The sequence below is a fragment of the Sphingosinithalassobacter sp. LHW66-3 genome (assembly GCF_050703275.1).
Classification (GTDB): domain Bacteria; phylum Pseudomonadota; class Alphaproteobacteria; order Sphingomonadales; family Sphingomonadaceae; genus Sphingomonas.
This window is the reverse complement of record NZ_CP193482.1, coordinates 1989740-2004730: the sequence shown is the minus strand read 5'-3', so window position 1 is coordinate 2004730 and position 14991 is coordinate 1989740. Positions and strand designations below refer to the sequence as shown.

Annotated in this window: 15 protein-coding genes; 11 read left to right on the top strand and 4 right to left on the bottom strand. The window is 67.7% G+C overall.

Going from position 1 to position 14991, the window contains the following annotated elements:
• Position 1 precedes the first annotated feature (1 nt).
• Together ACQ450_RS09740 and ACQ450_RS09735 are read left to right on the top strand one after the other, a co-directional pair.
• Entirely contained in the window at positions 2-544 is a 543-nt protein-coding gene (locus ACQ450_RS09740) for a hypothetical protein (protein ID WP_431469116.1), read from the top strand.
• Positions 545-592: 48 nt separating this feature from the next.
• Positions 593-964 carry a tRNA-binding protein gene (locus ACQ450_RS09735; RefSeq protein WP_431469115.1) on the top strand — a complete coding sequence of 124 codons (372 nt, stop codon included), beginning with the start codon at positions 593-595 and terminating at the stop codon, positions 962-964.
• Between the two features lie 14 nt (positions 965-978).
• On the opposite strand, the gene ubiG is transcribed toward ACQ450_RS09735, so the two are convergent.
• Positions 979-1710: a bifunctional 2-polyprenyl-6-hydroxyphenol methylase/3-demethylubiquinol 3-O-methyltransferase UbiG gene (ubiG, locus tag ACQ450_RS09730; protein ID WP_431469114.1), complete on the bottom strand. Its 732-nt coding sequence runs from the start codon at positions 1708-1710 to the stop codon at positions 979-981.
• 58 nt (positions 1711-1768) lie between these two features.
• Here ubiG and ACQ450_RS09725 point away from each other — a divergent pair, with 58 nt between their 5' ends.
• On the top strand, positions 1769-3019 hold the full coding sequence (locus ACQ450_RS09725; protein ID WP_188053138.1) for an aspartate kinase: 1251 nt from the start codon (positions 1769-1771) through the stop codon (positions 3017-3019).
• Here the strand turns inward: ACQ450_RS09725 and mntR are convergent.
• A complete protein-coding gene (mntR, locus tag ACQ450_RS09720; RefSeq protein WP_431469113.1) occupies positions 2986-3462 on the bottom strand; it encodes a manganese-binding transcriptional regulator MntR in 477 nt (158 codons plus the stop codon). The two genes, ACQ450_RS09725 and mntR, sit on opposite strands and share 34 nt — an antisense overlap.
• A 76-nt stretch (positions 3463-3538) precedes the next feature.
• Here mntR and ACQ450_RS09715 point away from each other — a divergent pair, with 76 nt between their 5' ends.
• Complete coding sequence (locus ACQ450_RS09715; RefSeq protein WP_431469112.1) at positions 3539-4879, top strand: Nramp family divalent metal transporter; 1341 nt, start codon at positions 3539-3541, stop codon at positions 4877-4879.
• Here ACQ450_RS09715 and ACQ450_RS09710 read toward each other — a convergent pair.
• Positions 4876-5292 carry a secondary thiamine-phosphate synthase enzyme YjbQ gene (locus ACQ450_RS09710; RefSeq protein ID WP_431469111.1) on the bottom strand — a complete coding sequence of 139 codons (417 nt, stop codon included), beginning with the start codon at positions 5290-5292 and terminating at the stop codon, positions 4876-4878. The two genes, ACQ450_RS09715 and ACQ450_RS09710, sit on opposite strands and share 4 nt — an antisense overlap.
• 46 nt (positions 5293-5338) lie before the next feature.
• Here ACQ450_RS09710 and ACQ450_RS09705 point away from each other — a divergent pair, with 46 nt between their 5' ends.
• On the top strand, positions 5339-6370 hold the full coding sequence (locus ACQ450_RS09705) for an NAD(P)H-dependent flavin oxidoreductase (protein WP_188053134.1): 1032 nt from the start codon (positions 5339-5341) through the stop codon (positions 6368-6370).
• 9 nt (positions 6371-6379) lie between these two features.
• Here the strand turns inward: ACQ450_RS09705 and ACQ450_RS09700 are convergent, their stop codons facing one another.
• Entirely contained in the window at positions 6380-6760 is a 381-nt protein-coding gene (locus ACQ450_RS09700; protein WP_431469110.1) for a hypothetical protein, read from the bottom strand.
• Positions 6761-6863: 103 nt separating this feature from the next.
• Between ACQ450_RS09700 and ACQ450_RS09695 the strand changes: the two genes are divergently transcribed.
• The 6 genes from ACQ450_RS09695 to ftsH all read left to right on the top strand — a co-directional run bounded on the left by ACQ450_RS09695 (position 6864) and on the right by ftsH (position 14829).
• Positions 6864-7517 (top strand): hypothetical protein, encoded by a 654-nt coding sequence (locus ACQ450_RS09695; protein ID WP_431469109.1) that lies wholly within the window; start codon positions 6864-6866, stop codon positions 7515-7517.
• A 68-nt stretch (positions 7518-7585) separates the two neighbouring features.
• Positions 7586-9859, top strand: coding sequence for a phosphoenolpyruvate--protein phosphotransferase (gene ptsP / locus ACQ450_RS09690; RefSeq protein WP_188053131.1), 2274 nt, complete (start codon positions 7586-7588; stop codon positions 9857-9859).
• A gap of 110 nt (positions 9860-9969) precedes the next feature.
• Positions 9970-10785, top strand: a complete 816-nt coding sequence (locus tag ACQ450_RS09685; protein ID WP_431469108.1) for a helix-turn-helix domain-containing protein — start codon at positions 9970-9972, stop codon at positions 10783-10785.
• 75 nt (positions 10786-10860) lie between these two features.
• On the top strand, positions 10861-11763 hold the full coding sequence (locus ACQ450_RS09680; protein ID WP_431469107.1) for a hypothetical protein: 903 nt from the start codon (positions 10861-10863) through the stop codon (positions 11761-11763).
• Positions 11735-12787, top strand: a complete 1053-nt coding sequence (tilS, locus tag ACQ450_RS09675; protein ID WP_431469106.1) for a tRNA lysidine(34) synthetase TilS — start codon at positions 11735-11737, stop codon at positions 12785-12787. The genes ACQ450_RS09680 and tilS overlap by 29 nt, the downstream gene beginning before the upstream one ends.
• A gap of 80 nt (positions 12788-12867) precedes the next feature.
• Positions 12868-14829 (top strand): ATP-dependent zinc metalloprotease FtsH, encoded by a 1962-nt coding sequence (gene ftsH, locus ACQ450_RS09670; RefSeq protein ID WP_431469105.1) that lies wholly within the window; start codon positions 12868-12870, stop codon positions 14827-14829.
• Positions 14830-14991 lie beyond the last annotated feature (162 nt).

Here is a 14991-nt window from a genome sequence, read left to right as displayed (position 1 = left end):
CATGCGCTCGATCTTTGCCCCCGTCGCCCTTCTCGCGCTTGTCGCTGCCTGTTCGGAAGCGCCTCCGCCCGCTGCGGAGGATGATCCGACCGCGCATGAGCCGATGGCGAACGAAGTCGCGGAAGTGCCGGTGCCCGCGGTCGATCCAGAGGTGCCGGTCACCGCATGGGAACTCCGCTCGGGCAATGGCGCGGCGATGCTCGCGCTAACTTCGGACACTGGCACGCCGACGGCGACGCTGATCTGCGCGGCGAGCGGGGGCACCGACCGGCTTCGTATCAACGTGCCCGGCTTCGAACCTATCGGAAGCGAGGAGCAGATGAACTTCGGCGCCGGAGAAACGGTCGTCGCGCTGGTCGCCGATCCCGGCGGCGATGCGCAGCGCGGCGGCGTGACCGGCGCGGGGCCGCTGCCGTCGGAGTTCGCGGCGATCGTGGGTAATCCCGAAGGAATCGGGATCGTCTATGGCGCGCAACAGGTCGGCCCGCTTCCGGCGGTGCCAGCCAATCTGGCCCGCACCTTCCTCGACGCCTGCCGGGAGTAGCGCGCAGCGGCCGCTCGCGGCACAGGCACGGGGAAGGGGGAATTCGCCATGCACATCAGCCATGATCCGGGCGCGCCGGCCGCAGCGGAGATCGGTTTCGACAGCTTTCTGGCAGTCGACATCCGCGTCGGCACGATTATCGAGGCGCTGCCCTTTCCCGAGGCACGCAAGCCCGCGTATCGGCTGCGCATCGATTTCGGCCCCACCATAGGCATCAAGCGCTCGTCAGCCCAGATCACCGAACAATATGCGCTCGACGAGCTGCCGGGCATGCAGGTGGCGGCAGTCGTCAATTTCCCGCCGCGCCAGATCGGGCCCGCGCTTTCCGAAGTCCTGACGCTGGGCTTCCCCGATGCGGAGGGGAAGGTGGTGCTGGTCCGCCCGACAATGCCGGTGCCGAACGGCGGACGATTGTTCTGATCGGCGGGACCGGCTCAGGCGGGGACGGCGGTGACCAGATAGTCGAGCGACGTGTCCTTCCCCAGAGTGAAGCCGCGGCTCGGCGAAAAGCTCAGCCCGCGCAGGTCGGTCACGCGCATGCCGGCATCGGCGAGCAGCGCTTCCGTCTCCTCGGGAGTGACGAACCGGTTCCAGTCGTGGGTGCCGCGAGGAATGGCGCCGCTGCCTTCGCCCAATGTGATCAAGGCGATTCGCGAAAGCGGCGTCCGATTGGGAGTCGAGAGGACAAGGAGGCCCCCCTCGGCAACGGCGCCGGCCAGTCCGCGCACGAACGCCGCGGGGTCGGCGACGTGCTCGAGCACTTCCATCGACGTGACGAGATCGAACCGCGCGCCAGCGATCGCTTCGATGCCGCCGGCGCGATACTCGATCTTCAGCCCCGAAGCGGCGGCATGCGCGCGGGCCGCGCCGATATTCTCCGGCGCGGCATCCACTCCCGTCACTGCGGCGCCCAGCCGGGCGAGCGGCTCGGCCAGCAGCCCGGCGCCGCAGCCGACGTCGAGCGCGCGCTTGCCCGCCAGCGGCGCGAAGCCGCTGCGGTCGCCATGCCAGTGGCCGTCGATCGCCGCGCGCAGATAGGCGAGCCTGGGCGGATTGAGCCGGTGGAGCATCGCCGAGGAGCCCCGGGGATTCCACCAATCGGCCGCCAGCCTGCCGAAATGTTCCGCTTCGCGGGGGTCAATCGTTGCACTTGTTGCGTTCGCCATCGCCCGCTCCTATCAGGACCGCCCATCTCTCCCAAGCTCCGGGATCAGGCAAGTTTCCATGGCGCGCATCGTGATGAAGTTCGGCGGCACCTCGATGGCCGGCATCGAGCGCATCCGCAATGTCGCCGCTCGAGTGAAACACGAGTGGGACCAGGGCAATGAAGTCGCCGTCGTCGTTTCCGCCATGGCGGGCGAGACCGACCGGCTGGTGAATTTCTGTCGTGAGGCGAGTTCGCTCTACGATCCGCGCGAATATGACGTGGTCGTGTCGAGCGGCGAGCAGGTGACGAGCGGGCTGCTCGCTATCGCGCTTCAGGCGATCGGGGTGCCCGCACGCAGCTGGCTCGGCTGGCAGCTGCCGATCCGCACGTCGGACGGCCATGCCTCTGCGCGGATCGCCGACATCCAAACCGATACGCTGCTCGCTTCGATGGCGCAGCGCGAAGTCGCGGTAATCCCTGGCTTTCAGGGCATCGCCGCGGGCGAGCGCGTGACCACGCTGGGCCGCGGCGGATCGGATACGTCGGCCGTGGCGATGGCGGCGGCGATGAAGGCCGATCGCTGCGACATCTACACCGACGTGGACGGCGTCTACACCACCGATCCGCGGATCGTGCCGAGGGCGCGCAAGCTCAAGCGCGTGACCTATGAGGAAATGCTCGAGCTCGCCAGCGTCGGCGCGAAGGTGCTGCAGACTCGCTCGGTGGGGCTCGCAATGAAAGAAGGCGTGCGCGTCCAGGTGCTGTCGTCGTTCACCGATCCGGACGGCGACCCGGTGCCCGGTACGTTGATCGTCGGCGAAGAGGAACTCGACATGGAACGCCAGCTCATCACCGGCATCGCTCACGACAAGAACGAGGCGAAGATCACGCTCACCGAAGTGCCCGACCGGCCCGGCGCGGTGGCGGCGATCTTCGGCCCGCTTGCCGAAGCGAACATCAACGTCGATATGATCGTCCAGAATGTCGCGCACAGCGGCGGCTCGACCGACGTGACCTTCACCGTGCCCAAGGCCGAGCTGGCGCGGGCGCTCGACGTGCTCGACAAGGCGCGGCCCGAGATCGGCTATGCCAAGCTGATGCACGATGTGCGGGTGAGCAAGATTTCGGTCGTGGGCGTCGGCATGCGCAGTCATGCGGGCGTCGCCGCCACGATGTTCCAGACACTCGGCGAGCGCGGGATCAACATTCAGGCGATCACCACTTCCGAGATCAAGGTCTCGGTGCTGGTCGAGGAGGATTATACCGAGCTGGCGGTGCGCGTCCTTCACACTGCCTATGGGCTCGACGCGCCCGACGAAGCGGCCTGATCGGGGCCGGATCGCGAGCGGCTGCGCTCGAGCCGGTTTCGCATCACGGCCAGTGTTTCGGCGCTGAGATGATGCTCGACGCCCTCCGCATCGATCTCGGCCGTGGCGAGCGGCACGCCGATGTCGACCAGGAACGCCACCACCAGTTCGTGCCGCGCCTTTGAACGGCCGGCCATCTCTGCTCCAGCGGCTGTCAGAAAGATCGAGCGATAGGGCTCGGTGTCGATCAGCCCGTCGCGTTTGAGCCGCATCAGCGTCTTGGTCACCGTCGCCGCGCTCACTCCCAGCCGCTCGGCGAGATCCGCCGCCCGCGCCTCGCCCTTCGCGGCGATTAGATCGGCGATCAGCTCGACATAATCCTCCTGGACTTCGGTTCGATGCGCCTCGCGGACGCGCGCGAAGCGTTGCGCCTGCGCGGCGGCATCGGGAAGCGCCTTTTTCATTTCATCGCTGCCGGTTCGGGGATACAAGTTAGCCTTGGCTCATTTTGTTGCAAGGTGCTGACGCAAGGGGGCGTGAATGAAAGAACCGTCGGAGGCGCCGGGCTGGCGCCGCCGCTCGATGCCGAGCCTGCCCGAAGTATTTCGGACTGTCTCCGTCCCCGATAGGGGGCGTTTCTGGCGCAAGTTCGGTGCATTCGCGGGCCCCGGCTATCTGGTTGCCGTGGGATACATGGATCCGGGCAACTGGGCCACCGACATCGCCGGCGGCTCGCAGTTCGGCTACACGCTGCTATCGGTCATCCTCCTGTCCAACATCATGGCGATCTTGCTCCAGGCGCTTGCCGCCAAGCTTGGCATCGTCACCGGGCGCGATCTCGCCCAAGCATGCCGCGATCACTACAGCCGCCCGGTCGGCTTCGTGCTGTGGATCGCGTGCGAGCTCGCGATCATCGCCTGCGATCTTGCCGAAGTGATCGGCACCGCGATCGCGCTCAACCTGTTGTTCGGGATTCCCATCGTGTGGGGCGTCTGCCTTACCGCGCTCGACGTGATGCTGATCCTCTTCCTGCAGCATCGCGGCTTCCGCTGGCTCGAAGCGTTCATCGTGGCGCTGCTGATCGTGATCGCCGTGTGCTTCGCGTTCGAGCTGGCGCTTTCGCAGCCAGAGATCGGCGCGATTCTCGGTGGCTTCGTGCCTTCGCCCGAAGTCGTGACGAACCCGGCGATGCTCTACATCGCGATCGGCATCCTGGGAGCGACGGTGATGCCGCACAACCTCTATCTCCACTCGTCGATCGTTCAGACGCGTGCCTTCGAGCGCACGCCGCGCGGCCGCCGTGAGGCGATCCGGTTTGCGACGATCGACAGCAGTGTCGCGCTGATGCTGGCATTGTTCATCAACGCCGCGATCCTGATCCTCGCGGCGTCGGCCTTTCACACCGCCGGCCGCACCGACGTGGCCGAGATCCAGGACGCCTATGCCTTGCTGGCGCCGACTCTGGGGGTTGCGGCGGCGAGCACCTTGTTCGCCGTGGCGCTGCTCGCCTCGGGCCAGAATTCCACCATCACTGCCACGCTGGCCGGGCAGATCGTGATGGAGGGCTTTCTCGAGATCCGCATCGCGCCATGGCTGCGGCGGATGATCACGCGGCTGCTCGCAATCATCCCCGCAGTGGTGGTCGCGGTGCTCTATGGCGAAAGCGGCACGGCGCAGCTGCTCGTTCTCAGCCAGGTCATTCTCAGCATGCAACTGCCCTTCGCAGTGATCCCGCTGGTGCGTTTCACCAGCGATCGCACGAAGATGGGAGAGTTCGTCAACCCGCGCTGGCTGATCCTGGCCGCCTGGGCGATCGCCGCGATCATCGTCGCGCTCAACGTCAAGCTGCTCGTGGACGTCGCGGCCGGCGGCGGGCTCTAGTCGCCGATCAGGTGCAGCGCGAGTTCGCGCCGGTGCGGCGCCGCGCGATGCTCGAACAGATAGATTCCCTGCCAGATCCCGAGAACTGCGCGCCCGGTCGCCACCGGGATCGACAGGCTGGTCGCAGTCAGCGCCGTTCGAAGATGCGCGGGCATGTCGTCGGGCCCCTCGTCGTCGTGCTCATAGCCGGAGCTCTCGGGCGCGATGCGGGCGAAATAATGCTCGAGATCGCGGCGCGCGGCAGGCGCGGCATTCTCCTGGATCAGTAGCGAGGCGGAGGTGTGGCGGACGAACAGCGTCAGCAACCCCGTTTCGATCCGGGTCGACGCGACCCAGTCGAGCACCGCGCGCGTACATTCGTGCAGCCCCTGTCCCGGAGTATCGATCGTAAGCGTCGTCTGGGCCTGTCGCATCGGCGCGAGCTTGCCTGAACCGGGCGAGCGCGGCTAGGCCCCGTCTATGAACGACACCTCCTCGATCGGCGCCGAGCGCCTGTCCCGGCGCATGGCGCGCGGCTGCGAATTCCTGGGTACGGAGGTTGCGATCCTCGGCGGCGCGATGTCCTGGGTTTCGGAGCGCAATCTGGTCTCCGCGATCTCGAACGCCGGCGGGTTCGGCGTGATCGCGTGCGGCGCGATGACTCCCGAACTGCTGGACGCCGAGATTGCCGGCACCCGTGCGCTCACCGACAAGCCGTTCGGCGTGAACCTCATCACCATGCACCCGCAGCTGTTCGATCTGATCGACGTCTGCGCGAAGCACGAGGTCGGCCATGTCGTGCTGGCGGGCGGCTTGCCGCCGTCGGGCAGCGTCGATGCGATCAAGGCCAAGGGCGCGAGGCTGATCTGCTTTGCTCCGGCGCTCAGTCTCGCCAAGAAGCTCGTTCGCTCCGGCGTCGACGCGCTCGTGGTCGAGGGGATGGAGGCGGGCGGCCATATCGGTCCCGTGTCGACGAGCGTGCTGGCGCAGGAGATTCTGCCCGAAATGGCGAGCCAGGTGCCGGTGTTCGTCGCCGGCGGCATCGGCCGCGGCGAGGCGATCGCCGGCTATCTCGACATGGGCGCCGCGGGCGTGCAGCTCGGCACGCGCTTCGTCTGCGCGAACGAGAGCATCGCCCACGCCAATTTCAAGCGCGCGTTCATTCGTGCCTCGGCGCGCGATGCGGTGGCCAGCGTTCAGATCGATCCGCGGCTGCCGGTGATTCCGGTCCGCGCGCTCAAGAACGCGGGCGGCGAGCTGTTCACCGCAAAGCAGCGCGAGGTCGCCCAGGCGCTCGACGAAGGCAGGGTGGCGATGGCCGAGGCCCAGCTTCAGATCGAGCATTATTGGGCAGGCGCGCTGCGCCGCGCAGTGATCGACGGCGATGTCGAGCATGGCAGCGTGATGGCGGGCCAGTCGGTCGGCATGGTGACCAAGGAGGAGCCGGTCGCCGACATCATCGGCACGCTGATGGCCGAGGCGGCGCAGGCGCTCGAAAAGCGCGCCGCCTGACGCGACCGGTCAGTCGACGTCGAGTGTGGTCGTGCCGCCGCAGTAGCTGACGCGGGTAAAGACCCGCTCCGGAGCGTCTCCGAAAAACTCGACGCGAAGGTCGCTGCTGCACCGGCAATCTGCCCGGCTCATCGCCATCCGCACCGATTGGCCCGGCAGCAGGGCAACATCGCCCAGCTTGTCGAAGTTCTGCCACTCGGCGTCGCCCGGACTGCGCTCGTGCACGCGGTACACGATCGATTGCGTAAGGTTCCGCAGAGTGATCCAGCGGCTGATTTGGTCGCTGCAGCTGCTGCTGCCCGCATTCTGCGGCTGCGGGCCCGGCTGTGCCCCGCCCAGCACTGCCGCCGCTGAAAGGCTGCCGGCCACCTTCGCCCACGCACGTGTCATCACGCCCTCCTCGCATCGCCGGCAATCCGTCGGCTCATTTAACGACGCGCTAACGCTTTTGCGCAAGAGGACGGATAGCCGGGGGGCGCGAAAAGGATTGTCGATGTTGCGCCCGCCCTTGCTCGTCGCGCTTGCCGCCGTCGCCCTGCTGAGTGGCTGCGCTCCGCGTGCAGCCGCACCGGAGCCGGCCGCAGCGCTCCCGCCGACGCCGCCCGCGCCGCCACAACCGCCGCCGGGCGGAATGGCAGACCAGCCGCCGCTTCCCACGCCCAACCGCGGCCTCTCGCCCGCCGCCACGCTGTGGCACTTGCGCGCCGGCCTCAACGTCGCGGCGCTGCAGTGCACGCAGGCGGACGGCATCGTGCCGGCATACAACCGGCTGCTGTCGGTTCATTCGCGCGCGCTCGCCCGTGCGCATGAAGCCGTCGTCGACGAGCATGCGAATCAGCTCGCCTATGATCGCGCGATGACCGGGCTGTACAACTACTTCGCCCAGCCGACCGGTCGCGACGGCTTCTGCGGAACGGCGGAGGAGATTGCGGTGGCCGCCGCCGCGACCGACACGGCTGCGCTTCCGGGCTTCGCGGCCACGGCGCTTGCGGATCTCGATCGTTCGTTCACTGCATATCACGCTGCCTGGACGGATTATCGTGCGCGCCTCGTCGCCTGGCGCGCCAGCGGGAGTGGAATCCCGCGCATCGCCTACGATCCGGCCGTGTTCCTGGCTTCCGATATCGTGATCGCGCCGGCGGAGTGAGGCAGCGGTGGCGACGCCGCTGCGCAAGCCGCTTGGCGCAGGCCGCGGCAATCTGGTAGCGCCATAGCATGCCCGTCTCGGCCGCCGCCTCCGCTCGCGAGATCCTGACCCGTCTCCACGACGTGATGGCGTCGCGCGCGGCCGCGCAGGCGAAGCTCAATTCGGTCGTCAACATCATCGGCGAAGCGCTCGATAGTGAGGTCTGCTCGATCTATCTGCTGCGCGAGGGCGTGCTCGAGCTGTTCGCGACGCGCGGCCTGCACCAGGACGCGGTTCACGTCACGAAGCTGGCGCTCGGCGAAGGTCTCGTCGGCACCATCGCGGCGAATGTCGAGACGCTGAACCTCGACGAGGCGGCCTCGCATCCCGACTTCGCCTACCGGCCCGAAACCGGCGAAGAAGCCTATCACAGCTTCGCCGGCGTTCCGATCATCCGCAAGGAGCGCGCTGTCGGTGTGCTGGCGGTCCAGCATGCCGATCCGCGCCGCTATGCCGATGTCGAGATCGAGGCGCTGCAGACCGTCGCGATGGTGCTTTCCGAGTTGATCGCGAATGCCGGGCTGATCGATCCGGCCGGGGCGACCTCCGCGCGGCCGCAGTCGACAGCGGCGATCCGAATCCCCGGTTTCAAGCTGGTCGAGGGGATGGCGCGCGGAATCGCCGTCTATCACCAGCCGCGGATCACGATCGAGCATACGGTTGCCGAGGATACCGAGGCCGAGCGCCATCGTGTCTATGCCGCGTTCGACAAGATGCGCGAGCAGATCGACCGGATGACCAGCCAGGCCGAGTTCGGCACCGGCGGCGAGCATGAGGAGGTCATCGAGACCTACAAGATGTTCGCCTATGACGAAGGCTGGTCGCGCCGCATCAACGAGGCGATCGACAGCGGCCTCACGGCCGAGGCCGCGATCGAGCGCGTTCAGCAGCGCACGCGGATGCGCATGCGCGAGATTTCCGATCCGCTGCTTCAGGATCGCATGCACGATCTGGAGGATCTGTCGAACCGCCTGCTGCGGATCGTCTCGGGCCAGCTCGGCACGGCCGCGCAGCTCGGGCTGCGGCAGGATGCGATCCTGATCGCGCGCAATCTCGGCCCTGCCGAGCTGCTCGAATACGACCGGCGGCGGCTGAAGGGCGTGGTGCTGGAGGAGGGGTCGCTCACTGCCCATGTCACCATCGTCGCGCGGGCGATGGGCGTGCCCGTTCTGGGGCGCGTCCGCGACGTGCGCCGCCTGATCGCCGAAGGCGATCTGCTGTTGCTCGACGTGAGCGAGGAAAGCCTCTTCATCCGCCCGAGCGCGCCGATGGAAGAGGCGTTCGAGGCGAAGCTGCTCGTCACCCAGAAGCGGCGCGCCGCCTTCGCCCGGCTGAAGGCCGAGCCGCCGGTCACCAGGGACGGCCACCGCCTCCAGCTGATGGTGAACGCGGGGCTGCGCGATGACGTATCGGCGCTCGATCTCACCGGCGCCGACGGCATCGGCCTGTTCCGCACCGAATTTCAGTTCCTCGTGTCGGCGACGCTGCCGCAGCGCGAACGCCAACTGCGGCTCTATCGCGACGTCCTCGACGCCGCCGGCGAGCGTCCGGTGATCTTCCGCACCGTCGACATCGGTGGCGACAAGGCGCTGCCCTATCTCAACCACGACGACGGCGACGAAGAGAATCCCGCGATGGGCTGGCGCGCGCTGCGGCTGGCGCTAGAGCGCGACGGGCTGATGAAGGCGCAGGCGCGCGCGCTGCTCGAAGCGGCGGCGGGGCGAACGCTGAACGTCATGTTTCCGATGGTGTCCGAGCCGTGGGAGTTCGAGCAGGCGCGCGCGCTGTTCGAGGCGCAGCGGGCCTGGCTGAGCGCGCGCGGGCGCAAGCTGCCGAACGAAGTGCGCTATGGTGCCATGCTCGAAGTCCCGGCACTGGCCGAAGTGCTGGATTTGCTGCTGCCCCGGCTCGATTTCCTGTCGATCGGGACCAACGATCTCACTCAGTTTCTCTTCGCCGCGGATCGTGCGCACCCGAAGCTCGCGCTGCGCTATGATTGGCTGAGCCCCTCGATCCTGCGCTTTCTGAAGCGGATCGTCGATCAGGCTACGCCGGCCGGAGTGCCGGTGGCCGTGTGCGGCGAAATGGGAGGGCGGCCGCTGGAGGCGATGGCGCTGATCGGGATCGGTATCGAGCGGCTGTCGATCACGCCGGCGGCGGTGGGGCCGGTGAAGGCGATGATCCGCTCGGTCGATCGTGCGGCGCTCCGGACGCACATGGCGGCATGCCTCGCCGAGCCGCGCGCGCCGCTGCGCAGCAGCCTGAGCGCCTGGGCAGCGGAGAACTCCGTCGAACTGGCTTGATTCAGGGACAAATTGGCCGGTTGCGGCGTTGACACTGCACCTCGGCTGAGAGACACCGATCGACAGGGCGGGATCTCAGTCAAACCGCAACGTTTCGCGCGGAGAACAGAATGGACGGCGAACCCGCCGCAGACGCAACGCTGTTTCCAACCACGGTGGGTGAAAAGCTCCGCGCGGCCAGGGAGGCGCAGGGGCTGGCGCTTGCCGACATCGCCGCGCGCACGCGCATCCCGCAACGGCATCTCGAGGCGATCGAGAAGGGCAATTATTCGGGGCTCCCGTCGCCCACCTATGCGATGGGCTTTGCCAAGGCCTATGCCCGCGCCGTGAACGCCGACGAAGTGGCGATCGCGCGAGACCTGCGCAAGGAACTCGACGCGACGTACGATCGTGCTCCGGCGACCGTTCCCTATGAGATGGAAGATCCCACGCGCACACCGTCCGGCGGTCTCGTGTGGGCTGGCGTCCTGGTCGCGGTGCTCGTGCTGCTGGGCGTCGTCCTTTTCTATACCACCAGCCTCTTCCGGGGTGGCGAAGCGCCGCCGCCGCAGGAGACGCTGGCGCTGCCCACCGGCGGCGTGGCGACCGACCCCGATGCGGTTTTGCCTACGCCTACGCCCACGCCGATCCCGGCGGCCGGCGGGCAAGTGGGGCTGACGGCGATCGACACCGTCTGGCTGCGCGTCACCGATGCGCAGGGCGAGCGGCTGTTCGAGAAGGAGATGCAGCCCGGCGAGCGGTACGATATTCCGATGACCGCCGAAGCTCCGCGCGTGCGAACCGGCCGCGCCGACCAGCTGCGTGTCACCGTCAACGGCGCCGATGCGGGGCTCCTCGGCCCGGCGCAGGAAACCGTCGATCTGGAAGTCACGACGCAGGCGATCCGCGCCCGACAGGCGGGCGAGGGGGCGCAAGCGGCTCCTTAAGGCTGGCGACAGGTGCGCCATGTCAGCTATAGGCTTGATCGTGCGCCACCCAGGGGTGTTTCAATGCGAATTTTGATGGCTGCCGCCGTCGTTCTGGCGGCGTTTGGATCGATGGGCACCGCTCAGGCGCAAAGCGCGATCGAAAGCCGGGTCGATCGGCTCGAGCGCGAGATGCGCGCAGTGCAGCGCCGGGTGTTTCCGGGCGGAGCTGGCCAGTATTTCGAGCCTCAGATCACCGAGCCGGCGCAGAGCACGACTGCTCCGGGGCTTCCGGCGTCCAGCCCGATCACCGATCTCACCCAGCGGGTGACTGCGCTCGAAAGCCAGATCACCACACTTACCGGACAGGTCGAGCAGGCGCAGTATCGCCTGCGCCAGATCGAGGATCAGATGGCCGCGGGGCAGCGTGCGCTGCAGGCGCGGCTCGACGCGCTCGAAGCGCGTACGGCCGAGCCCGCACCGGTGGCGGCCGCTCCGCGCAACGACGCCGCGCCCACAGCTTCGACTGCCGCACGCCCGGCAACGCCGCGCCCAAATGCCGAGCGTCGCGCGCGGATCGACGCGGTCGAGCGGCCCAGCAGCGGCGACGCCGCCGAGGATGCCTATGTCTATGGCTATCGCCTGTGGCAGGCGGAGCTCTATCCCGAGGCGCGCGAACAGCTTTCGACCGTCGCCGAGCGCCATCCGCGCCATCGCCGCGCAAGCTGGGCGCGCAATCTGCTCGGCCGCGTGTTCCTCGACGAAGGCGCGCCTGCCGCTGCAGCCGAGGCTTTTCTCACAAATTATCAGCGCGATCCGGATGGGGAGCGGGCTCCGGATAGCCTTTTCTTCCTCGCTCAGGCGCTTCGTCAGCTGAACAAGCCCTCGGCCGAAATCTGCCGAGTCTATGACGAGTTGCTCGAGGTTTACGGCGATCGTATCTCCGATCAGATGCGCACGCAGGTCGCCGATGGCCGCAGGGCCTCCCGCTGCCGCTGAGCTCCGGCGGCCGCCGCCGGCCGAGGCCGTCGCCCGCCTCCGGCGTGACGTCGAATCGCTGACGGGAGAGGCGCCGTCGAATGCGCGTCGGCTCGGTCTTGCGGTGTCCGGCGGCGGCGACAGCATGGCGCTGCTGCTGTTGGCGCATGCGGCTTTTCCGGGCGGAGTGACGGTCGCGACCGTCGATCACGGCTTGCGCGTCGAGGCTGCCTGCGAGGCGGCGCTGGTCGCCTCTCTGTGCGCTGCGCTTGGCGTGCCGCATATGGTGCTCGGGCCACCGGGCGATCGCATCGGCTCGGCCGGGGTTCAGGAGCAGGCGCGCGCCTTGCGGTATCGGATGCTCGGCGCTTGGGCCGCCGACATACATGCGCCATGGGTGGCGACCGCACATCAGCGCGACGACGTCGCGGAGAGCTTCCTGCTGCGCGCCCGCCGGGGATCGGGAGTGGGCGGCCTCGCCGCGATGCCGCGCATGCGTCGCATTACCGGCGGCGATCGACAGTCGCCGCTCCTCATCCGTCCGCTGCTTGGCTGGAGTCGCGCGGAACTGGAGGGGATCGTCGGCTGCGCAGGAGCGCCGAGCGTCGCCGACCCGAGCAACATCGATCCCGCCTATGACCGCAGCCGCATCCGTGCGCTGCTCGCCGCGACGCCGGAGTTGACGCCGGGGCGGCTCGCACGAGCGGCGGAGAATCTGAGGCACGCCGAGGACGCGATTCAGTGGCTGCTCGATCGCGAGCTGCCGGAGCGGTTCGCTGCCGAGAGCGAACCGGGGCCGGGCGGACCGGCTGCGATTCTGGACGTGGCAAACCTGCCCTATGAGCTGCGGCGACGCCTCGTTCATAGGGCCATCGACCATGTACGGCACGAGAATGGCCGGGGCGGGCCGTGGCACGAACAGGGGCTCGATCGGCTGACCGAATCGCTCGGGCGGGGCGAGCCGGGCACCCTGGCCGATGTGCTGGCGCGGCCGGAGGGGGATCGCTGGCGCTTCACCCTTGCTCCGCCGCGCCGATCACACTGATCGGCGTAATCCGCGCTCCGTTCCATTGCCATTAACCCCCGCGCGCTTATCTATCGAGGGTTGAAAGGTACCGAGTCTCGATGAACGACAACGACAAGCAGCCTGACGGCAACGGCAACGGCAATCCCTGGATGAAGAGCCTGCTGATCTGGGTCGGCATTCTCGCGGCGCTCGCGCTCTTCGTCAGCCTGTTCGACGGCCGCTCGACGCAGGGCGCGGCCGATACGATCCCCTATTCCACTTTCCTCGACAAGGTGGAGAGCGGCGAGGTCACCGACGTCAGCATGGCGCCTGGTTCGGGCCCGATCACCGGCACCATGTCGGGCGGATCGCAGTTCCGCACCAACAATCCCGGCGACGCGCAGCTCGTCCAGCGGCTGCGCGACAAGGGCGTGACGATCAATGCCCGGGCCGAGGAATCGCCCTCGATCTGGGTGTACCTCCTCTATCAGTCGCTGCCGTTCCTGCTCTTCCTGGGTATCGCCTTTTTCGTGCTGCGCCAGATGCAGAAGAATTCGGGCTCGGGCGCGATGGGCTTCGGCAAGTCGCGCGCGCGGATGCTCACCCAGAAGGAAGGCAAGGTCACTTTCGACGATGTCGCCGGGATCGACGAGGCGCGCGAGGAATTGCAGGAGATCGTTGAGTTCCTGAAGGATCCTACGAAGTTCGCGCGGCTGGGCGGGAAGATCCCGAAGGGCGCGCTGCTCGTCGGCTCGCCCGGCACCGGCAAGACGCTGCTCGCCCGCGCGATCGCGGGTGAGGCGGGCGTGCCCTTCTTCACCATCTCGGGCTCGGACTTTGTCGAGATGTTCGTCGGCGTGGGCGCCAGCCGCGTGCGCGACATGTTCGAACAGGCCAAGAAAAACGCGCCCTGCATCCTCTTCATCGACGAGATCGACGCAGTCGGCCGCTCGCGCGGCGCGGGCCTGGGCAACCAGAACGACGAGCGCGAGCAGACGCTCAACCAGCTGCTCGTCGAGATGGACGGTTTCGAGGCGAACGAAGGCATCATCATCATCGCCGCGACCAACCGGCCCGACGTGCTCGATCCGGCGCTGCTGCGTCCGGGCCGCTTCGATCGGCAGGTGGTGGTGCCGCGTCCCGACATCGACGGCCGCGTCAAGATCCTCCAGGTCCATATGAAGAAGGTGCCGCTGGCGCCCGACGTCGACGCGCGCGTGATCGCGCGCGGCACGCCGGGCTTCTCGGGCGCGGACCTCGCCAACCTCGTCAACGAGGCGGCGCTGCTCGCCGCGCGCCGCGGCAAGCGCCTCGTCGCGATGCAGGAGTTCGAGGACGCCAAGGACAAGGTCATGATGGGCTCGGAGCGCAAGTCCATGGTGATGAGCGAGGACGAGAAGCGCATGACCGCCTATCACGAGGCAGGCCATGCGATCGTCGCGCTGCACGAGCCGGCGAGCGATCCGATCCACAAGGCGACGATCATCCCGCGCGGCCGCGCGCTGGGCATGGTGATGCGCCTGCCCGAGCGCGACAGCTACAGCTATCATCGTGACAAGATGTACGCGAACCTGGCGGTTTCGATGGGCGGCCGCATCGCCGAGGAAGTGATCTTCGGCTATGACAAGGTCTCCTCGGGTGCCTCGGGCGACATCCAATATGCGACCAATCTGGCGCGCGACATGGTCACGCGCTGGGGCATGTCGGAGAAGGTGGGTCCGCTCGAATATGGCGGCTCGGACGAGAGCTATCTCGGCTATCAGATGAACCGTCCCGCCAACATGTCGAACGAGACGGCACAGCTGATCGATGCCGAGATCAAGCAGCTCGTCGAGGGCGGCCTCGCGCGGGCGCGGCAGATCCTGACCGATCACAGCGATCAGCTGCACACGTTGGCGCAGGCGCTACTCGAGTTCGAGACGCTGACCGGCGACGAGATCAAGCGGCTGATCGCAGGTGAAGATATCGGCCGCGATGTGCCGGATGCCGGCGCGAAGCCGATCGCTGCGGCGGGAACCTCGATCCCGAAGATCCGCCGGCCAAAGGGTCCGTTCGGCAATCCGGCTCCGCAGGGGGCCTGACGCCGCTGACGGGTTATGAAATGGAAAGGGCTTCGTTCCGTCGGAACGGAGCCCTTTTTCATGGTTGCCGCGCGCAAGGGCGCGCGGCTCGCGCGATGGCCGACGACCGGGCCGATCGGGTCCGATATGGTTGCGATGCGATCCGCCTCGGCCGAACGATGC